The organism is Duganella radicis, assembly GCF_009720825.1.
Lineage (GTDB): Bacteria > Pseudomonadota > Gammaproteobacteria > Burkholderiales > Burkholderiaceae_D > Rugamonas > Rugamonas radicis.
Genome location: NZ_WNKY01000005.1, coordinates 24,972 through 45,883 on the forward strand (window position 1 = coordinate 24,972; position 20,912 = coordinate 45,883).

Sequence of the window (20,912 nt, forward strand, 5' to 3'; positions counted from 1 at the left end):
AAGGCCCCGTTGGAGAACGGGGGCCAGACGATCAAACTCAATCAGAACTTGGCGCGCAGACCCAGCGAGTAGGTACGGCCCGGCGAGTATTGCGAGAAGTTCGCGTTACTGAACTGGTAGTACGTACGGCGCGAATCGTTGTTCAAGTTGACGATGTCAAAGCTCAGGCTTGGCCAGCCGTCCTTGTCGAACACTTCACCCAGGTCGATACTCGACGAGAAGTCCAGCTGCTTGTAGTTGTCCGAGAACAGCGCGGCATTGGTGATGCCGTTCTGGTTCGCGCCAGCCACCTGGCTGCCCTTGGAGAAGGTGTGCGACAGGCGCGCCATGTAGCCGTGGTTCTCATAGTAGACCGAGAAGTTGTTGGTACGCTTAGGCACGCCCAGCGCCACAAAGCCATTCGAACCTTCGCCGCTGGCGCGCTGCGTGATGAAGGTCGCGGTTTCGTTGAAGCCAAAGCCGCGGATCGGCAGGATCTTGTCCAGCGGTTGCACCCAGCCCAGTTCCAGGCCGCGAATACGCAGGTCGCCGTCGGCGTTGCGGGCACGGGTCAGCACCACGGTGGCCACATCCGGACCGCCACGCGAGTTGATCGCGGTCTGCTGATTCGGCGTCAGCGTGTTGTAGTTGATGCCGTACGCGGCCAGCGAGCTGAATGGCGAGGTGATGTTCTCGTTGATGGTGAAGCCGTCCACCTTCTTCTGGAAACCGGTCAGGCTGACATAGCCTTCGCGGCCGGTGTACCAGTCCAGGCCCAGGTCGATGTTGTCCGACAGGTAGGGTTTCAGGGCTGGATTGCCGACCGAGCCCACGTCCGCCGACACCGACGAGAAGTTCACGCCAGGACGCAGCGCGTTCGGGTCGGCGCGGGTCATGCTGCGCGACAGGGCGGCGCGGGCCACCAGGTCGTTGCGCAGATTGATCGCGATAGTGCCCGATGGCAGGGTGTTGTTGTAGGTGGTATCCAGGTAGACCCACTGGTCGATGTTCGGGTACTTGCTGCCGTTCAGCGTCAGGGTGGCGTTGCGTGGATCGCTGATCGAATTCAGCGAACCTACCGACTGCTTGGTGCGGACATAACGTACGCCAGCGTTGTAGCGGGTCGGGAAGCCTGCCAGTTCGGTCTTGCCATTGGCTTCGAAATACAGGCCGGTGGTTTTCTCGCCGATGAAGCCCGAGCTGGCGCCGGTCGACGACGAACCGCTGGCCGGCGCGTTGTTGTAGTACTGCTGGTAATTCGAGTCGGCCGCGAAGCGGTCCCACGCGATGATCGGCTTGCCGTACGGGCCAGGCACGATGTAGCTGGCCAGTTTGCTTTGCGGGATCAGCGAGCCGCCATAGGTCAGCGGCGTGGTGGCGCCGGCGGTGTAGCCGGTGCCATAGCCTGGGTACAGCGCGGCGGCGCTGGCGCCCGGCGTCGAAGCGCCGTCGCAAGCAGGCGCGCCGTTGGGGCCGAGCAGGAACACGCTAGGATTGTTACCGCAGACGGCGGCCTGCCATGCGGCCGAGTTGTCGGTCGCGCGGATGCGGCGCTGGATGTCGTCGTAAGCGATACCGCCCTTCAGGTTGAACTTCTCGTCACCCCAGGTCAAATCGCTGTGGAAGCCCTTGGTTTCGGTGGTGCGGAATTCGTTCTGTACGTTGACGCGGCCGGTGTTCCAGACATAGCTGGCCGGGTTGTTCAGGTCCGTGCTGGCCACCACCGACGGGATGCCGCCGTTATTGTTGTTGAAGGTGACGGTGTTGCCGCTGTTCGGCGGCGTGATCACGTACACGGTCGGCGCTTCGTGGGTGAAGTTGCTCTTGGTGTAATTGAGCTGGGCGTCCAGTTTCAGGGTCGGGGTGATCTTCCATTCCATGCCAGGGTTGATGCCCTTCATGTCCACCTGGTCGTGGCGGTAGCCGTGCTCGAAGAAGTTCTGGGTGTTGGCGAAGGTGCCGCCGGTGACAGTGCAACCGTTGCTGCAATCGCTCTTATCGACCGTCATGTTCAGCGGGATCATGCCGCCGTTACGGACCGACCAGTCATAGTCCATGCGCGTCATCTTGTCATCGCGCTTGCTGTACATGGTGTCCAGGTAGAAGTGCAGATTGTCCGACGGCCGGTATTCGGCGGCGAAGATGGCCGAGCCCTTGTCCTTGGTGCCGAAGTAATCCATGGTGCGGCCCAGGCGCGGGACGATGGCGTTGTCGATCTGCTGGATGGTCAGGCCCGGGTTGTGCGCCAGCAGCCACGCCTGGTCGATCACCTGGCCGGTGACCAGGCCATTGCCAGCGCCGACCGGCACGGTGGCCGGGATGGTGAAGTTGCCGCCGCCGGTGTTGTTGCGGGTCGAGGCAGGGTTCTGCGCCGCCGACAGGTTGGCGTTGGTGTAGCCCACGGTTTCCCAGCCGGTGGTGTGCACTTGCTGGCGCGAGAAGGTCACGCCGCCGAGGATACCCCAGTTGCCGAAGGTCTGGCTGGCCAGGAAGGAACCGCGGCCGCCGGTCTTGTCGGCGATCTGCTGGTTGGTGGCGGTGATGCTGGCCGAGATGGTGCGGCCTTCCTTGTCGAACGGACGCGCGCTGCGCATGTTGACCACGCCGGCCGCGCCGCCTTCGATCATTTCGGCGGTCGGGCTCTTGCTGACGGTCAGCTTGGTGAACAGGTCGGTCGGCAGCAGGTCGAGGTCAACCTCGCGGTTGGTGTTGGCGCCGTCGATCGGGCCGGACGAAGCCACCGCGATCGGCGCGCCGTTCAGCAGGATCTTGGTAAAGCTGGAGCCCAGGCCGCGGATCTGGATGGTCGAGCCTTCGCCGGTGATGTCGCGCGACACGCCCACGCCCGGAATGCGGCTCAGCGATTCGGCGATGTTCTTGTCCGGGAATTTACCGAAGTCCTCGGAGTTGATCGAGTCCTGGAAGCCGACCGCTTCCTTCTTGTCCTTGGCCGACGACAGCAGCGAGTTGCGATAGCCATTGACCTGCACCACGGTCATCGGCGCGGCGTCTGCCTGCGCGGATGCGGCCGGGGCGGTGTCTTGTGCGTATGATTGCGCAATCAAACCTGCCATGACGGTCAGGCCGAAAGCCATTTGGCGGCGCGATTGCCGACTTTTCTGTTGTTTCAGTTTCATTTCCAGTCTCCTACGGCGGATTGCCGGGGTTATTGTTATAAGCCACGCAACAGAAACATGAAATGGTTGCGCGATCATTTGAGTGTAAAAGCGTTGAAAAGTCGTTGTCAACAGAATTTACACAGAAAATGTTATACGCAACCATTTTGCCACGGCCGCAGAGAGAGACGGTGTGGCGGGATTGATACGCCGGCGGCAGGACGCCGCCGGCGGAGGGTTCGGATCAGTACCTGGCCGGCGCGTTCGGCGCCGGGGTGGAGGACTTGATGAAGTTGCGCAGGTCGTCGTTGGCGGTCGCCAGGTCTTCCGAACGCAGATACATCATGTGGCCGCTGCGGTAGCCGGCAAAACTCAGGCGGTCCTTCATCTTGCCGCTCGGGTCCAGCTGCCACATGGTGTACTTGGCGTCGAAGTAGGTGCAGGCACCGTCGTAGTAGCCGGACTGGATGAACACTTTCAGATACGGGTTGGCCGCCATCGCCAGACGTAGATTCTCGCCGGTCTTCTCGTTCTTGAAGTCCCACGGATGCACATCGCCGAACAGGTTGTACTTGATGTCGGTCTTGTAGCCGAGGTCATTGCGCAGGTACTGGTTGATGGCTGGCGTGAACGAGTGCAGCCACGAGGTCAGCTCGGCGTTGTAATCCACCTTGTCGCCGGCATCGGTCTTGTCGATGCCGAGGTAGCGCGAGTCCAGACGGCCGACGGTCCTGCCCTGCTTGCGCAACAGCTCCTTCCAGAACTGCTGCGGTTGCACCGCCAGATTGTTCTGCACCACGTACTCCAGCGACAAGCCGGAATAGCGCGCCACCTTGGCGGCGATTTGCGCCTTTTGCTGGGCGTCGAGGAAACCGCCCTTGGCCAGCGCCGGCAGCAGTTCATCGGTGGTGAAGGCTTCCACTTCCGGCAACACGTCCTTCAAGTCCCTGGCTTGCAGATCGGCCGGCAGCACCTTCTGATACCAGGCGGTGGCCGCGTAGTACGGCAGCTTTAAAGCGTCATCCACCGCGCCATCGCGCTTGATGCCCAGCTCCGTCGGCGACACCAGCACCACGCCGTTCAGATACATCCACTGGGCGTTTTGCAGCTCCAGCGCCAGGCCGGCCACGCGCGAGGTGCCGTAGCTTTCGCCGATCAGGTACTTGGGCGAAGTCCAGCGGCCTTCGCGCGACACGAAGGTGCTGACCCACTCGGCCAGATACTGGATGTCCGCATTCACGCCAAAGAAGCGCGCGCGGTCGGCCTTGCCGTCCAAAATGCGCGAGAAGCCGGTGTTGACCGGATCGATATAAACGATATCCGCCACGTCGAGAATGGAGTGCGGATTGTCCTTCACGCCGTAAGGCTGGATTGGATAACCTTCCGCGTCCAGGTTGAGGACTTTGGGGCCGGTGTAGGCGATGTGCATCCACACCGAGGCCGAACCGGGGCCGCCGTTAAAGGAGATCACCAGCGGGCGTTTGCCCTTGTCGCTGACATCGCTGCGCTGGTAGTAGGTGTAGAACAGCGAGGCCTGCACCTTGCCATCCTTGTCCCACACCGGCTGCGTGCCGGCCGTGACTTTGTACGGCACCACCTTGCCCTTGATGGTGACCTGGCCGGTTTTGCTGACTTGCGAGTCCGGCTTGAGCAGGCGCTCGCTGGCCTGCAATTCGGCGGCGCGTTCTTTGCTGAGGGCGGGCGCCTTGTCGGCGTCCTGAGCGTAGGCGGCTGTGCTTATGGCCAGCAGCACTGCAAGGGCAAGCTTGGATTTCATGGCATCTCTCAGGGTTGAAAGAGCCTATGGTAGTGAGGAAGCGCTACGGCGTCCAGTCCAGTACCGTCACCGGCGACGGCGGCACAAAAGCCTGTCCTTCGCCATCAACTTGTTGAACATTCTGGACAAATAAACTGAGAATTCCGCTGCGGCGCCACAACTCGGTATCGTAGCTTGGCTCCCATGCGCCGACCGATGCCGCGCTCAGATCCTGCACCTGCCATGCGCCATGCGCGATGTCCTGCGTGCGCGCCAGCGAGACTTTGCCGCCGCGCTCCTCATCGCGGAACACCAGCAGCGCACCGGCCGCGCCGACCATGATCTGCGGGCGCGCAATCGGAATCCGCTTGGTGCCCTGCCCGCCCAGAGAGAACGGCGTCTTGCGGAAATCCAGCGAGCGCACCTGCCACGCCGATCCGGTGTGATAGATGACGTGATACTGCGGCACGCTGGAACCGGCATCGCGCCAGTAGCTGGCGATGTAAGGCCGGCCCTCGCCGTCGGCCGCCATCGAAGTCTGGTTGATCAACTCGGAATGCTGCGGGATGCGCAGCGCGTATTCGGCGCTGGCGGCGTTGATCGGCAGCGCGTATGGCGTGCCGTCGGAACGCTCCCATGTCACGCCGCCATCGCGTGAGCGCGCATACGCCATGTCATGGTTGCTGGCCACGTCCGGCGACTCGCGCCACACCCACGACACATGCAGCGTGCCGCGCGCGTCGAGGAAAGCCTGCCAGTAGGCGTTGCGCCTGCCCTCGCCGCTGATCAGGTTGGTGTGCAGGCGTGTCCAGCGCTGGGTGGCGACGTCGTAGCGGTTGATGATCAGATCACCGCGTCCCGACCCGCCAAGGCGGTAGAAGAACAGCAGGTTCCCGTTCGGCAGGCGGTGGAACTCTGGATACGACACCTCGTTCTCATCGGCGCCGGTCATGGCCTGTTTCGGCCCCAGCTCCAGCGATCCGGGCGCCACGCCGCGCGCGTAACGGAGCGGATTGTTGTGATGGTCCCAGGAGACATGCAGATAGCCCGCGCCGTCCACCATGATGCTGATGCTGTTGTGCGCATCGGCCGCATTGCCCTGCCATGGCGTGCGGCGCGTGGTCCACCGCGTGCTGCCCAGCGCGCGCTTGCCCAGCACGAGGTAGCGCTCGGCGTCGTAGTAGGCCACGTACTGCGTGTCGCCCTGCGTCACCAGCGAATTCTTGCGGAACACCACCGCGTTGACGGAGTTGTTGGCCCAGCCGTCGCCCACCACCGACACAATCGGAGCGGCCACGGCGTGCAGCGATGCGGCAGCGACGGCCGCGATGAGTAATCGTTTAATCATGCAATCCATGCTACGCAAACCGGCGCGCCCCAGCCAATACATTTTGCGTCCCCAACCATATGCAAAAAGCATAGCGTAGATCAATACCAACATAGTTTCCCAGTGGCAAACTATGCGATAATTCCTGCCGCATTATCGGCGTCCTAAAATATTGTCGCTATGACCACGCAACACGACCATACCCCCTATCTCGACCAGCTGCACGACGATCCGCACACCTTCTGGGAGTCGCGCATCAAGGCCAGCCGCTGGATGATCGCCAAGACGCTCGCGCTGGGCGCGGCGGCGGCCACGCTCGGCGTGCTGGGACAGGGCTGGCTGGAGGACGGCGCGCCGCTGCTGCCCATCATCAGCCAGAACTACGGCATCTGGCAGACCATTTACGTACTGGCGCTGCTGGTGATCTTTTTGCTGTGGGCCGCCGCCATGCGGCAGAAAATCGGCCTGCTCCAGAACAGCAAGCGGGGCCTGGCCACGCAATACCGCATCGACGAGCAGAACGCCCGCCGCGAGGAACGCGCGCGCGCCACCCGCGAACGCCGCGAACAGCTGCGCGAGGAGCGCGCCGAGCACACCATCTACCACAAGGCCGGCGGCCGCAGTAACAAGTTCGATTACTGATTATTCGTAGCGCAGGCAATCCACCGGCAGCAGGCGCGACGCGCGCCGCGCCGGGTAGAAGCCGAAGAACACGCCCACCAGACTGGAAAAGCCGCACGCCACAATCACCGCGCGCAAGGTGATGATCACATCGAACTTGCCGGTCGCGGTAATCCCCGCCGCCGCGCCGCTGGCCAGCAGGATGCCGAAGATGCCGCCCACCAGGCAGATCACCACCGCCTCGGTCAAAAACTGCAACAGCACATCGCGCGGCTTGGCGCCGATCGCCATGCGGATGCCGATTTCGCGCGTGCGCTCGGTGACCGACACCAGCATGATGTTCATGATGCCGATGCCGCCCACCACCAGCGATATCGCGCCGATCAGGCCTAGCAGCAGCGCGATGCCGGCGCTGATCTTCTGCGCCGTCTCGGCGAACGACGCCAGGTTATCGATGCGGAAGTCGTCCGGCTGGTCGATCTTGATGTGGTGGCGGTCGCGCAAGGTTTCGTTGATGTCCTGGATGGCGTCCCGCAAATTGCCGCCGGACCTGCCCTGCGCCACCACGTAGTGCACATTGCCGGGGAACTGCACCTTCACCAGATTGGCCGCGGCCGCCGTAATCGGCACGATCACATACTCGCTCAAGTCGCCGCCGTCGACCTGCTTGCCTTCGCCGTACAACACGCCCACCACCTGGAACGCGACGTTCTCGATGCGGATGAATTTACCCAGCGGGTCCTGCTTGTAGAAGAACTGGTCGGCGATCTTGCGGCCGATGACCACCATCCGCGCCGAGGCCCGCACGTCGGCATCGCTGAAGGCGCTGCCCTTGTCGACCTTCCAGCCACGGATCTTGAACATGGCCGGCGTCACGCCGTGCACCGTCTTGGAGGCATTCTCGTTGCCGACCGCCAGATTGAAACCGCCTTGCAGCACCGGCGCCGCACCGGCCAGCGATGGCAATTCGTTCAGCGCCGCCGCATCGCGGATGGTCAGCGCCGGCTGGGCGCCGTTGCGCAGGCGCTGTTGCTGCGCGCGGTCGCCGCCGGGAGAGATGAACAGCATATTGGTGCCCAGCTGCTCCAGCTCCTTGGCGATGAAGCGCTTCATGCTGTCGCCCACCGCCAGCAGCAACACTACCGAGGTGATGCCGATGATGATGCCCAACATGGTCAGCAAGGTGCGCAGCCGGTTCGCCAGCATGGAACGGAACGATTCGACGACGATCTGTATAAAGTTCATATTATTTATACGGTTATGGCGTTCATTTGCTGCAAGCCTTCGGCGGACGGGCCGTCGTACAGCACGCGGCCATCCTTCAGGCGCACCAGCCGCTTGCTATAGGCGGCGATATCCGGCTCGTGCGTCACCAGCAGGATGGTGATGCCGCGTTCCTCGTTCAGCTGCTGGAAGGAGCGCATGATTTCCTCACTGGTGTGCGTATCGAGATTGCCGGTCGGTTCGTCGGCCAGGATCAGCGGCGGATCGCCCACCAGCGCGCGCGCGATCGCCACGCGCTGCTGCTGGCCGCCGGACAGCTGGTTGGGGGTGCGTTTGGCCATGTCCTTCAGGCCGACCCGCTCCAGCTCCAGCAAGGCCTTGGCGTGCGCCTTGGCGCGCGACACGCCGGCATAGATCAGCGGCAGCGCCACGTTCTCCGCCACGCTCATGCGCTTGATCAGGTTAAAGCTCTGGAACACAAAGCCGATGGTGCGGTTGCGGATGCTGGCCAGTTCGTTGCGCGACAGCGTGAGCGTGTCGACGCCGTTGAGGAAGTAGCTGCCGCCGGTGGCTTGATCGAGACAGCCGAAGATATTCATCAGCGTCGACTTGCCGGAGCCGGATTGGCCCATCACCGCCAGGAAGTCGCCACGCGGCACGGCCAGGTCGACGCCGAACAGCACCTGCGTTTCCACGCTGCCGGAGAAGTAGCTCTTGGTGACCTGCCGGATATCGATCAGCAGCGCATTTTCCCGTGTCGTCACATGCCACCTTCCTTCTCATTGCCGATGGCGCGGGTGATGACCTGATCGCCCTTCTTCAGATCGCCGCCGACGATTTCGGTGTAGCGGAAGTTGGACAGGCCGATTTTCACTTCCTGTGCCTTCGGCTGGTTCTTCGCGTCCAGCGTGTAGATGCGGAACAGGCGCGCCAGGTCGGCCTTGCTGCGGAAGCCGGCGTCGTCGTCCTGCGCGGCGGCGGTGGCCGAAGCGGACGCCGAAGCCGAGGCGGAAGCGGAAGCGGAAGCCGAGGCGGCCGCCAGCTTCTTCTGCTTCTCGATCTCCTCATCGCTCAAGCGGAAGCGCAATGCGGCGGTGGGCACGCGCAGCACGTTCTGGCGGTTCCCCACCAGCAGCCGCACCTGCGCCGTCATGCCCGGCTTGAGCAGCTCGTCCTGGTTATCCACGTCCAGCACCACGTTATACGTCACCACGTTCTGCACCACGTTGGCGGCCAGGCGGAACTGGCGCATGCGCGCGCTGAATTCCTTGTCCGGATAGGCATCCACCACGAAGCGCGCCTCCTGCCCCTCCTTGAGCGAGCCGACGTCCGCCTCGGAGACGCTGGTGTCGATCTGCATCTTGGTCAGGTCGCGCGCGATCTGGAACAGCTGCGGCGTGGTGAAGGATGCCGCCACCGTCTGCCCCAGATCCACGGTGCGCTTGATGATCACGCCGTCGATCGGCGCGCGGATCACCGAGTTGTTGAGGTCCGCCTGCGCGCGCGCCAGCTGCGCTTCCGCCAGCTGGATATTGGCCTGCGCCACATCCACCTCGCGTTTGGACTGGTCCAGCGCCAGCGGCGAGATGAAGCTCTGCGTCACCAGTGTCTGATTGCGCGAGTGCGTGGCCTGCGCCAGCCGCAGCGACGCGCGCGCCGACGCCAGTTGCGCCTCGGCCTGGCGGATCTGCGCGTTGAAGATGGTCGGATCCAGTTTCAGCAGCACCTGGCCCTTGGTCACGTGATCGTTGAAATCCGCCTTCAACTCGCTGACCGTGCCCGATACCTGCGAGCCGATATTGATCAGCGCAACCGGGTTAATGGTGCCGGTCGCCGTCACCGACTGCGTGATATTGCCCGTATCGGCGGGCGCGGTGCGGAATCGTGGCGCTTCCACCACAGGGGTCTTGCTTTTGGAATAGAACGCGCCGGCGCCGCCGACAATCACCAACAAACCAACTGCGAGCACGAGCTTCTTTTTGGTCAGGAAAGCCATTGTTTTCAATATGTTCCGTAGTGAGACCCGGCGACGTGCGGATCGGCCCGGCAAGTATCAGACAGATTTATATTTAAAGCAACTCACCGTTTTTCTACCTCTTCCGGGTCACGCCGTTCTACCTGCGTGGTGGGATATGCAAAATTGCAATTCGGCTTTGCAGGAATCTCCGTTCTCAAGCCGGGGAATCGTCCCTAAGATGAGCACTCCAATCAACGGAGGACATCATGCCAGAAACCCTCACCATCAAGGTCGCCGACGGCAGTTTCAACTGCTACGTAGCGCGGCCGGGCAACCTCGCCAGCGCGCCAGTGATCGTGGTGTTGCAGGAGATCTTCGGCGTCAACGCCGGCATCCGCAGCATCGCCGACGACTATGCCGCCAAAGGCTATATCGCGGTCGCACCGGACTTGTTCTGGCGCGCCGATCCGGGCCTCGACATGTCCGAGGCCGAACCGGGCGACTGGGCGCGCGGCTTCGCGCTGTACAGCGCCTATGACTTCGACGGCGGCGTCGGCGACATCGCCGCCACCGTGGCCGCCGCGCGCACGCTGCACGGCGCCAGCGGCAAGGTCGGCGTCACCGGTTACTGCCTCGGCGGTTTGATGACCTACCTGACCGCGGCGCGCGCCGACGCCGACGTCTTCGTGTCCTACTACGGCGGCGGCACCGAGAAGTACGCGGCCGAAGCGGGCAGCGTGAGCAAGCCGTTGCTGTATCACCTGGCCGAAGAGGACGAGTACATCGGCAAGGAAGCGCAGGCCATCATCGGCGCCGCCTTCAAGGCCAATCCGAACATCGAGCTGCATAGCTACCCCGGTTGCAACCACGCCTTCGCGCGCCCCGGCGGCAACCACTACGACAGCGCCGCCGCCACGCTGGCCAATGCCCGCACCGACGCCTTCTTCAAACACCATTTGTCTTAACCTCAGGAGAAAACCATGTCTGACCAAATCAATCCATCCCGCCGTTCCGCCATGGTTGGCAGTGCTGTCGCCGCAGCCGCCACCGCCATGGCCGCGGTCAGCACCGAAGCCGTCGCTGCGCCGGCCGGCAAAGTGACCAGGACCGTCGCCACCATCACCACCCGCGATGGCGTCGACATCTATTACAAGGACTGGGGCCCACGCAACGGCCAGCCAGTGATCCTCAGCCACGGTTGGCCACTGAGCTCGGACAGCTGGGAATCGGCGGCGTTCTTCCTGGCCAATAACGGCTTCCGCGTCATCACCCACGACCGCCGTGGCCACGGCCGTTCCAGCCAACCCTGGGATGGCAACGACATGGACCACTACGCCGACGACCTGGCGCAGCTGATCGAGGCGCTGGATTTGAAAAACATCATCCTGGCCGGCTTCTCCACCGGCGGCGGTGAAGTGGCGCGCTACGTCGGCCGTCACGGCACCAGGCGCATCGCCAAGCTGGGCCTGATCTCGGCGGTGCCGCCGCTGATGCTGAAGACCGACACCAACCCGGACGGGCTGCCGATCGCGGTGTTCGACGGCATCCGCGCCGGCCAGGTGGCGGACCGCGGCCAGCTGTACCTCGATATCGCCTCCGGCCCGTTCTACAACTACAACCGTCCGGGCGCCAAGCCATCGCAGGGCATCATCCAGGCCTGGTACTCGCAGGGCATGCAGGGTGGTTTCAAAAACACCTACGACTCGATCAAGGCCTTCTCGGAAACCGACTTCCGCGACGACCTGAAAAAGTTCGACAAGCCGACCCTGATCATCCACGGCGACGACGACCAGATCGTGCCGATCAAGGCGGCCGGCATCGCCTCGGCCAAGATTGTGAAGAACGCAAAATTGATCGTGTATCCAGGCGCGCCGCATGGCCTGACCGATACACATAAAGATAAATTCAATAACGATTTCCTGGCTTTCGCCAAGTCGTAAATCGTAAAAGCCAAAAACCGCCTCCGGGCGGTTTTTTTCTGTGATATGGTTTCCCTCATCATGATGGAAATCTTCTCCCCGCCGGACAATCCCGCCCTGCTCCACTATGGCACTTACGCGCCGTGGCTGGTGATACTCTCGATACTGATTGCCATATTCTCATCGTGGATGGGATTGCAAGTCGCGGCACAGGCACGCCTGGCCGGCACGCGCGGACTGCGTGCCATCATGCTAGCCACCGGCAGCCTGGCGCTGGGCAGCGGCGTGTGGGCTATGCACTTCATCGGCATGCTGGCCTTCAACCTGTGCACCGACGTCGATTACGACCATGGCCTGACGCTGTTGTCCGGCATCCCCAGCCTGGCCGCGTCCTACGTCGCGCTGATCCTCATCAGCCGCCAGCGCTTGACCGCCGGCTCGCTGATCGTCGGCGGCGTGCTGGTGGGCGCGGGCATCGGCGCCATGCACTACACCGGCATGGCGGCCATGCAGACGGCGCTGGACCTGCGCTACGATCCCTTCATGTTCGGCCTGTCCATCGTGGTGGCGGTGGTGCTGGCCACGCTGGCGTTGTGGATACGCTTTGGCCTGCGCACGCTCAAGCTGCCGCGCGCTGTGCTGGGCGGAGCCAGCGCCACCGTCATGGGCTGCGCCATCGCCGGCATGCACTACACCGGCATGGCCGCCGCGCGCTTCGTCGGCGTGTTGCCGGTGGACGCCTCGCCGCAGCATAGCTCCACCTTCCTGGCGCTGGCCATCACCCTGATCACCGTCGCCTTCACCGTGTTCGTGATGGCCGCCAACGGCATGCTGCGCTACCGCGAAATGTATCGCCAGCTGGCCGAGAGCGAAGCGTGGATGCGCGCCCTGCTGACCACCACCGTGGACGGCGTGATCACGGTGGACCGTGCCGGCGTGATCCACGAATTCAACGCCTCGGCCGAGCGCATTTTCGGCTGGACGCGCGATGAGATCGTTGGCCGCAATATCCGCGTCCTGATGGCCGATCCGGAACGTTCGGAACACGACGGCCTGCTGAATTACCTGCGCACCGGCGATGTCAACGTCACCGGCAGGGGCAGCGAGGTGGTGGCGGTGCGCAAGGACGGCAGCCAGGTGCCGATCCGCCGCGCGCTGGGCCACGCCCGGCTGGGTCAGCGCGACCTGTTTGTGCTGTTCATTACCGACATCACCGAGCGCCGCGCCATCATGCAGGCGCTGCGCGACAGCGAGCAGCAATTCCGCTCGCTGATCGGGAATATCCCCGGCATCGCCTTCCGCAGCAGCATGGCCTTCGATGCGCCGCCGCTGTTCATCAGCGATAACATCTGGCGCCTGGCCGGCTACCCGGCCAGCGATTTCGTCGGCGCCGGCCGGGTGCGCACGCTGGGTTCCCTGATCTGCGAGGAAGACCGCGCGCGCGTGGCGGCCGCGATCTCGCGCAGCATCGACCATCTGGCCACCTACCAGGTCGAGTACTGCCTGCTGCACGCGGACGGTTCGCGCCGTTTCATGTGGGAGCACGGCGCGGTGACCCAGGATGAAACCCATCCCGGCATCCGCTGGATCGATGGCGTGATCCTCGACATCAGCGAACGGCGCGAGATGGAGCAGCAACTGCGCGCCGCCAAGGAAACCGCCGAGCAGGCTGCGGCCGCGCGCGCCAGCTTTGTCGCCAACATGAGCCACGAGATCCGCACGCCGATGAACGCCATCCTTGGTTTCACCGACGTACTGCTCGACACCAACCTCGATGCCGACCAGCGCCGCCACCTCGACACTGTGCGCAAGGAAGGCCGCTCGCTGCTACGCCTGCTGAATGAGATCCTCGACACCGCCAAGCTGGACAAGGGCGCGATGGAGCTGGAGCTGGACGATTACAGCCTGCTTGGCCTGATCGACGAACTGGCCTCCACCTTCGGCAGCAATGCGCGCAGCAAGGGCCTGAACATCGACATCGTGTACGACCCCGCGCTGCCGGCATGGCTGCATGGCGACGAGCTGCGCATGCGCCAGGTGCTCGGCAACCTGCTGGACAACGCCATCAAATTCACCTCGGCCGGCAAGGTGGCGCTGCGCGCCTGCGAGCAGCAGGGCCAGTTGCATATCGCCGTGCAGGACACCGGCATCGGCATCGCACCGGAACGCATCAGCGCCATCTTCGATCCGTTCACGCAGGCCGACGCCTCGATGACGCGCCGCTTCGGCGGCACCGGTCTGGGCACCACCATCAGCCGCCAGCTGGTGGCCCTGATGGGCGGCAAGATCTGGGTCGAGAGCACGCCGGGCGAAGGCAGCACCTTCCATGTGCTGCTGCCGCTGACGGCGACGCGCAATGGCGAAGCACAGAGCAGTGAACGCAGCGACTATCCGCTGCCGCCGCTGCGCATCCTGGCGGCGGACGACGTGCCGCAGAACCTGGAGCTGCTGTCGCTGCTGGTGGCCAAGCGCGGTCACACCCTGGACCGCGCGCAGGATGGCGCGCAGGCGGTGCGGATGACGGCCGAACGCCGCTACGACGTGCTGCTGATGGACATGCAAATGCCGGTGATGGATGGCCTGGCCGCCACCCGCGCCATCCGCGAGCGCGAACGCGCGGCTGCGGACGGCGCCCCGGCCCTGCCCATCATCGCGATGACGGCCAGCGTGCTGACGGCGCACCGCGAGGCCAGTGCGGCGGCGGGCATGGATGGTTTTGCCTCCAAGCCGGTCGACTGGCATGCGCTGTCGCACGAAATCGCGAAGGTGCTGAAACTGGCGCCGCTGCCGTCCGCACCGCCGCCATCGGAGGCGCCGCGTCATAGGGTGTTGAATCACAAGGCGGGCTTGCAGCGCTGGGGCGACAGCGAGACGGCGTATCATCAGGCGCTGCAACGCTTCGTGGCCGACTACAGCACGGCGGCGGCCACGCTGGTGCAGCTGCTGGCCAGCGGCAGCGAGGGCCGGCTGGACAAGGCGCAAGCCTGGTGCCACAAGGTGCGCGGCGTGGCCGCCAACGTCGGCCTGGAACAATTGAGCGCCACGCTGGCGCAGCTGGAAAAGCTGTGCGGATCGCCGCAACGCGACGGCGATGCCGTTGGCGAGTTGTCGGTGCCGCTGCAAGTGGAGCTGGCACAGGCGCAGCGCACCCTGGCGACGCAGCTGGACGCGGCATTGAGCGCCATCCATGCGCTGGCGCCGCCACGCGGCTCGGCCTCTCGGCTTGAATCGGGGCTGGAATCGCCGCCACCGCCGGCCGCCTTCGACCCGGCAGCCGCGCGCCAGAAATCCGCAGCACTGTTACCATCCCTCCAGCGCGGCGCCCTGAACGACGCCGCCCTGACCGCGCTGACCAATGCCCTCACCGGCGCCCCGCCCGCCCTGGCGCAGCAACTGAGCGCCGTGCAGGACGCATTGAACGATTTCGATTTCCCGCAGGCGCAAGCCGCACTTGAGGCTTTGTTGGCAAGCCTGACCACGGAGTACCCATGAGAACCACGCATCAACCGCACCAGCCGCAGATCCTCGTCGTCGACGACGAAGCCAGCAATCTGCAACTGCTGCGCCACATCCTGCAAGACCAATATCGCCTGCTGTTCGCCAAGGACGGCCCGCGCGCGCTGGAACTGGCGCGCACCGAACATCCGCAACTGATCCTGCTGGACGTGATGATGCCGGGGATGACCGGCTACGAAACCTGCAAGCTGCTGAAAGCGGATCCCAACACCGCCGGCATCCCGGTCATCTTCGTCACCGCCCTGAGCGACACCGACGACGAAGTGATCGGTTTCGAGGCCGGCGCGGTGGACTACATCACCAAGCCGGTCAGCCCGCCCATCGTGCGGGCGCGGGTGCGCACCCACCTGTCGCTGGTGGGCGTGGACGAGTTGAAGAAGACGCGCCTGGAGATCGTCCAGCGCCTCGGGCTGGCCGCCGAATACAAGGACAATGAAACCGGCCTGCACGTGATCCGCATGAGCCATTACGCGCGCATCCTCGGGCTGGCGCTGGGCATGACCGAGGCCGAGGCGGACGACCTGCTGCACGCCGCGCCGATGCACGATGTCGGCAAGATCGGCATCCCCGACAACATCCTGCGCAAGCCGGGCGCGCTGGACGAGGATGAATGGAAGATCATGCAGTCGCATCCCGCCATCGGCGGCGACATCATCGGCAAGCACCCCAGCGGCATGATGGCCATGGCCTACGACGTCGCCGTCAGCCACCACGAAAAATGGGATGGCAGCGGCTATCCCAAGGGCCTGAAGGGCGAAGAGATTCCGCTGGTCGGCCGCATCGTGGCGATCGCCGACGTGTTCGACGCGCTGACCTCCGCCCGCCCCTACAAGGCGGCGTGGCCGCTGGAGAAAGCCGTCGCGCACATGGAGTCGCAGCGCGACCGGCATTTCGAGGGCCGGCTGGTGGACCTCTTCTTCAAACAGATGCCCGCGCTGCTTGAGGTCAAGGAGCGCTGGGCAGAGCGATAGTTAGTTCAGGCGTTCACCGCGCCCCGCAAGGCGCGCCATCACGCTCACCGCGTGATCGATCTGCTCCCTGGTGTGCGCGGCGTTCATCATGAAGCGCAGGCGCGCCTGCCCCACCGGCGCGGCCGGGAACTGGATGGAATCCACGTGCACGCCCTCGGCGCGCAGCTCCGTCGCATAGCGCTGACAAGTCTCGGCATCGCCGATCAGCACCGGCAGGATCGGCGTGGCGGTCGAGATGATGGTGTAGCCCAGCGGCCGCATGCGCTCGATGAAGTAGCGCTGGTTGTCCCACAGGCGCTGGCGACGCTGCGGTTCCTCTTCCAGGATGTCCAGCGCGGCCAGCAGCGCCGCCGCCTGATCCGGTGGCGGCGGGCAGGTGAAGCCATAGGCGGAACTGGTCAGACGGATCACGTCCGCCACTTCCTTCTCCACCGCGACAAAGCCGCCGATGGAACCGAGCGCCTTGCTCAGGGTCCCCATCTGCATGATGTTGGTGCTGTAGCAGTTGAAGTGCTCCGAGGTGCCGCCGCCGTTGGCGCCCAGGATGCCGGTGGCGTGCGCATCGTCGATGTACAGCAGCGCGCCAAAACGCTCGGCCAGCGCCACCAGCTGCGGCAGCGGCGCGATGGTGCCCTCCATGCTGAACACGCCGTCGCTGACGATGATGGGCGTGGTGCCGTCGGCGGCGCCGGCTTGCAGCAGCGACTCCAGATGGTTCATGTCGCAGTGGCGGTAGTTGTAGCGCAGCGCGCCGGACATCTGTATGCCCTCGCGGATCGAGATGTGATTGAACTCGTCCGAGTAGTAGGCGTACTTGTGGCGCTTGCGCGAGCGGAAGCCATGCAGGCGCGCCAGCGTGGCCGCCTTGACGATGGACGACAGCACGCCGATGTTGGCCATGTAGCCGGTGACGAACAGCACCGCGTCGCCCTTGTGCTTCAAGGCGCCGAGGCGGCGTTCCAGTTCACGGTATACCTCCAGGTCGCCGCCCAGCAGGCGCGATTCGCAATTGCCCACGCCGTAACGGTCCAGCCCCTGCTTGGCCGCCGCCACCAGCCGCGGATGGTTGGCCAACGCCAGATAGTTATTGGTACTGAACGACACCACCGTCTCACCGTCGGTGACGAAGGTGGGGTCGGGCAGCGTGCTGTGCACCGACGAGTCGTGGTAGATGGGATGATGCTGGAGCCAGCTGGCGATGTCGCTTAAATCGTGCATGATGTGGGAAGCCAATTTCGATCGGGCCATCATAGGGCCGCCCGGCTTACCACAAGCTTGCGGTCACATTACGAATTGGTTAGCCAGTTGGCGCCAGCGGCAGCACGATGCGCGCCACCAGCCCCGGCGCCCCGTCCTCCAGCACCAGCCGGCCGCCGTGCGAGGTGGCGGTGGCGCTGACGATGGACAGCCCCAGTCCATTGCCCGGCATGTGGCGGCTTTTGTCTAGGCGATAAAAGCGCTGCGTGACCTTGTCGCGCTCTCCATCCGGAATGCCGGGACCATTGTCGTGCACCGAGATCGAGGCGTCGCCGTGATGCAGGCCGGCGCGCACGCGGATGGTGGAGCCGGGGCCGGCGTACTTGATGGCGTTGTCCAGCAGGCTGGCGACGGCGCTGGCCAGCAGGTTGCGGTCGCCGTCCACGTACAGCGAATCCGGCGCATCCACGGTCAGCTTGATGTCGCTGTCTTCGGCGATGGCTTCGTACATCTCGCCGATGTCGGCCACCACGCGGCCCAGGTCCAGCCGTTCGAACAGGCGGCCGCGCATGCCCGATTCGGCTTCGGCGATTTGCAGCAGGCGTTCGAACAGGCGTATCAGGTCGTCGATATCGTCGATGGCGTCGTGCGCGGCGGTGGACAGGCGCGGCACCGTCATCTCGTGGCGCAGCGCGTCGTCCAGCCTGCCGCGAATGCGGCTCAGCGGCGTACGCAGGTCGTGGGCGATGGCGTTGGAGACATGGCGTATGCCTTCCATCAGCAGTTCGATGCGGTCCAGCATGCGGTTGATGTCGCGGTTGAGCAGCGCGAATTCGTCATTGCCGGTGACCGGAATGCGCGGACTCAGGTCGCCCGCCTCGATCTGCGCGGCGGTGCGGCGGATCTCGCCCAGGCGCGCCTCGATGGTGCGGCGGAACAACAGCGCGCCGGCCACGGTCAGCATCAGCGACACGCAGGCGCCGGCCGCCAGCGCGCGCCAGATCACTTCGCGCACCGCCTCCTCCTCGCTCAGGTCACGGCCGACGATCAGCGTGCCGCCTTGCACCAAAGGCCGCAGGTACAGGCGCGCCGGCGCGCGGCGGCCCTTGCGCAGCACTTCGGAGGTCACCATGTCCGGCGCATCGGCCACGCTGGGCCAGGAACCGAGATTGCCGGCCAGCGGCGTGCCGTCGGCGTCGAGGATCTGGAAGATTTCGCGGTCGCTGTCGACGCCGTCGCTCAGCAGGCGCTGTACTTCGGCCTTGAGCGAGGTGCGGCCGCCTTCGGCCACGTTGTCCAGCAGGCGCTCGGTCTGCGCCGTGATCTTGCCGTCGATATTCTGGTCGATCACGCCGATGGTGCCGCTGTAGAACACCAGCGATACCGCCGCGATCGAAGCGATGCCCAGCAGGCCGTAGCCCAGCACCAGCTTGGCGGCGATCGAGGTGCGCAGCAAGGTAGGAATCCCGGGCAAACTACAGCTCCGACTCGTCCGGCGGCGTCACGCCCATGCGGTAGCCGACGCCGCGCAGGGTGTGGATCAGCATCACCGGGAAGTCCTTGTCGACCTTGGCGCGCAGGCGCGAGATCTGCACGTCGATCACATTGGTCTGCGGATCGAAGTGGTAGTCCCACACCGATTCCAGCAGCATGGTGCGGGTCACCACCTGGTTCTCGTTGCGCATCAGGTATTCGAGCAGGCGGTATTCGCGCGGTTGCAGCGTGATGACCTTGTTGCCGCGCGTGACGCGCAGCGTGCGCAGGTCCAGCCGCAGGTCGGCCACTTGCAGCTGGGTGCTGTCGGCACCGGGGGCGCTGCGGCGCAGCAGCGCCTCCACGCGCGCCAGCAATTCCGAGAACGCGAACGGTTTGGAGAGATAGTCGTCGGCGCCGCCGCGCAAGCCGCTGACGCGGGCGTCGATGGTGGTCATGGCGCTGACGATGATGACCGGCGTCTGCTTGCCCAGCGCGCGCAGCTTGTCGACGATGGACAGGCCGTCGATGCGGCCCGGCAGCATGCGGTCGAGGATGATGATGTCCCACTCCTCGCTGGTGGCGAAATCGAGTCCGTCCGGGCCGGTGGCGGCGGCGGTCACGATGTAGCCGGCCTCGCGCAAACCCTTGCAGATGTAGTTGGAGGTTTCGGCTTCGTCTTCAATAACCAGGCAGCGCACGCGATTCTCCGGGATTCAATGGTAAGGGGATATTCTACCTTGGCCGGCCCGCCAGCTCGCGGTAGAGCGCATGGTAGTTCTGCGCCATCTTCTCGGCGGTGAACAGCTCCCAGTAGCGCGCCTCGGCGCGGCGGCCCATTTGCGCCGCCAGCTCCGGGTTCTCCCACAGCGTGCGCATGGCCGCGCCCAGCGCGGCCGGATCGTCCGGCGGCACCACCAGGCCGGTATCGTTGTCGATGTTGATGTAGGTGGTGCCGGTGCCGATTTCGCTGGAGATCATCGGCTTGCCGTACATGGCGCCCTCCAGCAGCGAGATGCCAAAGGCTTCCGAGCGCAGGTGCGACGGGAACACCATGGCGTAGCTCAGTTCCAGCAGCGCCGCCTTGTCTTCCTCCGCCACCGCGCCGATGAACTGCACGTGGGTCAGGCCGAGGCGTTGCGCATGCCGTTTCAGTTCCTGCTCGATCGGGCCGGCGCCGACGATCACCACCGGGTAATCCACATTCGCCATCGCGTCCAGCAGGATGTGCAGGCCCTTGTAGTAGCGCAGCACGCCGACGAACAGGAAGAAACGCTCGCCGCACTGGGCGCGCCATCTGGCCTTCAATGCCTCGGACGCCACCGGATAGATCGACTTGTCCAGCCCATAGGTGATGGTGCGGGTCTTGTGCGCAAAGCGCTTGAGCACCGGCGACGAGGCCATGTAGTTGGGCGAGGTCGCCACCACCGTATCGACGCTGCGCAGGAAGCGGCGCTTGAGCGGGCCGTACACGCGCAACAGGTTCTTCTGGCGCACGATGTCCGAGTGGTAGGTCACCACGCTCGGCTTGTCGATGCGCGCCATGAAGTGGGCCAGATCCATGAAGGGCCACGGGAAATGGTAGTGGATCACGTCCGCGTTGCGCGCCAGGCGCGCCAGCTTGCGAATGGCGGCAAACGAGAAACCGGTCGACGCCACTTCAAAGTCGAGCGGCACGCGATGCACGATGTGGCCGTCGATTTCAATCTCGGACGGGCCGCCGCGGCTCAGGGTCAGTACCTCGTTGGTCACGCCCAGGCGTCCGGTGCCGACGCACAGCTGACGTATCACTTGCTCGATGCCGCCCCAGGTGTCGGGATAATAGGTCTTGTAGAAATGGAGGACGCGCATGGTAT

The 20,912-nt window shown here is 64.5% G+C and carries 15 protein-coding genes; 5 read left to right on the plus strand and 10 right to left on the minus strand.

Annotated elements, in window-relative coordinates; genetic code table 11:
• Positions 1–41: 41 nt before the first annotated feature.
• The 3 genes from GM676_RS07340 to GM676_RS07350 form a co-directional block, all read right to left on the minus strand.
• A complete protein-coding gene (locus GM676_RS07340) occupies positions 42–3,116 on the minus strand; it encodes a TonB-dependent receptor (RefSeq protein WP_155462809.1) in 3,075 nt (1,024 codons plus the stop codon).
• 223 nt (positions 3,117–3,339) lie between these two features.
• Positions 3,340–4,872 carry a S10 family peptidase gene (locus tag GM676_RS07345; RefSeq protein ID WP_155462811.1) on the minus strand — a complete coding sequence of 511 codons (1,533 nt, stop codon included), beginning with the start codon at positions 4,870–4,872 and terminating at the stop codon, positions 3,340–3,342.
• Positions 4,873–4,915: 43 nt separating this feature from the next.
• Positions 4,916–6,199: a BNR repeat-containing protein gene (locus GM676_RS07350; protein ID WP_155462813.1), complete on the minus strand. Its 1,284-nt coding sequence runs from the start codon at positions 6,197–6,199 to the stop codon at positions 4,916–4,918.
• Positions 6,200–6,358: 159 nt separating this feature from the next.
• On the opposite strand from GM676_RS07350, the gene GM676_RS07355 reads away from it, so the two are divergent.
• Complete coding sequence (locus GM676_RS07355) at positions 6,359–6,820, plus strand: hypothetical protein (protein ID WP_155462815.1); 462 nt, start codon at positions 6,359–6,361, stop codon at positions 6,818–6,820.
• On the opposite strand, the gene GM676_RS07360 is transcribed toward GM676_RS07355, so the two are convergent.
• The 3 genes from GM676_RS07360 to GM676_RS07370 are packed head-to-tail and all read right to left on the minus strand — an operon-like array spanning position 6,821 to position 9,992.
• Positions 6,821–8,044: an ABC transporter permease gene (locus GM676_RS07360; RefSeq protein ID WP_229262574.1), complete on the minus strand. Its 1,224-nt coding sequence runs from the start codon at positions 8,042–8,044 to the stop codon at positions 6,821–6,823.
• Positions 8,045–8,049: 5 nt separating this feature from the next.
• On the minus strand, positions 8,050–8,787 hold the full coding sequence (locus GM676_RS07365; protein WP_371866142.1) for an ABC transporter ATP-binding protein: 738 nt from the start codon (positions 8,785–8,787) through the stop codon (positions 8,050–8,052).
• Positions 8,784–9,992, minus strand: coding sequence for an efflux RND transporter periplasmic adaptor subunit (locus GM676_RS07370; protein WP_371866143.1), 1,209 nt, complete (start codon positions 9,990–9,992; stop codon positions 8,784–8,786). Before GM676_RS07370 ends, GM676_RS07365 begins: the two co-directional genes overlap by 4 nt.
• Positions 9,993–10,246: 254 nt before the next feature.
• Between GM676_RS07370 and GM676_RS07375 the strand changes: the two genes are divergently transcribed.
• Genes GM676_RS07375 through GM676_RS07390 form a run of 4 tightly spaced genes read left to right on the plus strand, consistent with a single transcriptional unit; the run spans position 10,247 to position 16,386 of the window.
• The gene (locus GM676_RS07375) at positions 10,247–10,945 is read left to right on the plus strand and encodes a dienelactone hydrolase family protein (protein ID WP_155462819.1); all 699 of its coding nucleotides are present in this window, start codon (positions 10,247–10,249) and stop codon (positions 10,943–10,945) included.
• Between the two features lie 15 nt (positions 10,946–10,960).
• Positions 10,961–11,920, plus strand: a complete 960-nt coding sequence (locus tag GM676_RS07380; protein ID WP_155462821.1) for an alpha/beta fold hydrolase — start codon at positions 10,961–10,963, stop codon at positions 11,918–11,920.
• Between the two features lie 45 nt (positions 11,921–11,965).
• Positions 11,966–15,391 (plus strand): MHYT domain-containing protein, encoded by a 3,426-nt coding sequence (locus GM676_RS07385; RefSeq protein ID WP_155462823.1) that lies wholly within the window; start codon positions 11,966–11,968, stop codon positions 15,389–15,391.
• The gene (locus GM676_RS07390; protein ID WP_155462825.1) at positions 15,388–16,386 is read left to right on the plus strand and encodes a response regulator; all 999 of its coding nucleotides are present in this window, start codon (positions 15,388–15,390) and stop codon (positions 16,384–16,386) included. Before GM676_RS07385 ends, GM676_RS07390 begins: the two co-directional genes overlap by 4 nt.
• On the opposite strand, the gene GM676_RS07395 is transcribed toward GM676_RS07390, so the two are convergent.
• The 4 genes from GM676_RS07395 to GM676_RS07410 all read right to left on the minus strand — a co-directional run bounded on the left by GM676_RS07395 (position 16,387) and on the right by GM676_RS07410 (position 20,907).
• On the minus strand, positions 16,387–17,604 hold the full coding sequence (locus GM676_RS07395; protein ID WP_155462827.1) for an aminotransferase class I/II-fold pyridoxal phosphate-dependent enzyme: 1,218 nt from the start codon (positions 17,602–17,604) through the stop codon (positions 16,387–16,389). It lies immediately after the preceding gene.
• A gap of 79 nt (positions 17,605–17,683) precedes the next feature.
• Positions 17,684–19,057, minus strand: a complete 1,374-nt coding sequence (locus GM676_RS07400) for a HAMP domain-containing sensor histidine kinase (RefSeq protein ID WP_229262575.1) — start codon at positions 19,055–19,057, stop codon at positions 17,684–17,686.
• A gap of 1 nt (position 19,058) precedes the next feature.
• Positions 19,059–19,757 (minus strand): winged helix-turn-helix domain-containing protein, encoded by a 699-nt coding sequence (locus tag GM676_RS07405; RefSeq protein ID WP_371866144.1) that lies wholly within the window; start codon positions 19,755–19,757, stop codon positions 19,059–19,061.
• 34 nt (positions 19,758–19,791) lie between these two features.
• Positions 19,792–20,907 carry a glycosyltransferase family 4 protein gene (locus tag GM676_RS07410; protein ID WP_155462829.1) on the minus strand — a complete coding sequence of 372 codons (1,116 nt, stop codon included), beginning with the start codon at positions 20,905–20,907 and terminating at the stop codon, positions 19,792–19,794.
• Between the last annotated feature and the right edge of the window lie 5 nt (positions 20,908–20,912).

What these genes read in the sequence shown, in the direction of transcription:
- GM676_RS07410 (WP_155462829.1), bottom strand. Translation starts at nt 20,907, where the DNA reads ATGCGCGTCCTCCATTTCTACAAGACCTATTATCCCGACACCTGGGGC.
- GM676_RS07345 (WP_155462811.1), bottom strand. Translation starts at nt 4,872, where the DNA reads ATGAAATCCAAGCTTGCCCTTGCAGTGCTGCTGGCCATAAGCACAGCC.
- GM676_RS07375 (WP_155462819.1), top strand. Translation starts at nt 10,247, where the DNA reads ATGCCAGAAACCCTCACCATCAAGGTCGCCGACGGCAGTTTCAACTGC.
- GM676_RS07360 (WP_229262574.1), bottom strand. Translation starts at nt 8,044, where the DNA reads ATGAACTTTATACAGATCGTCGTCGAATCGTTCCGTTCCATGCTGGCG.
- GM676_RS07390 (WP_155462825.1), top strand. Translation starts at nt 15,388, where the DNA reads ATGAGAACCACGCATCAACCGCACCAGCCGCAGATCCTCGTCGTCGAC.
- GM676_RS07395 (WP_155462827.1), bottom strand. Translation starts at nt 17,604, where the DNA reads ATGCACGATTTAAGCGACATCGCCAGCTGGCTCCAGCATCATCCCATC.
- GM676_RS07340 (WP_155462809.1), bottom strand. Translation starts at nt 3,116, where the DNA reads ATGAAACTGAAACAACAGAAAAGTCGGCAATCGCGCCGCCAAATGGCT.
- GM676_RS07385 (WP_155462823.1), top strand. Translation starts at nt 11,966, where the DNA reads ATGGTTTCCCTCATCATGATGGAAATCTTCTCCCCGCCGGACAATCCC.
- GM676_RS07355 (WP_155462815.1), top strand. Translation starts at nt 6,359, where the DNA reads ATGACCACGCAACACGACCATACCCCCTATCTCGACCAGCTGCACGAC.
- GM676_RS07350 (WP_155462813.1), bottom strand. Translation starts at nt 6,199, where the DNA reads ATGATTAAACGATTACTCATCGCGGCCGTCGCTGCCGCATCGCTGCAC.
- GM676_RS07380 (WP_155462821.1), top strand. Translation starts at nt 10,961, where the DNA reads ATGTCTGACCAAATCAATCCATCCCGCCGTTCCGCCATGGTTGGCAGT.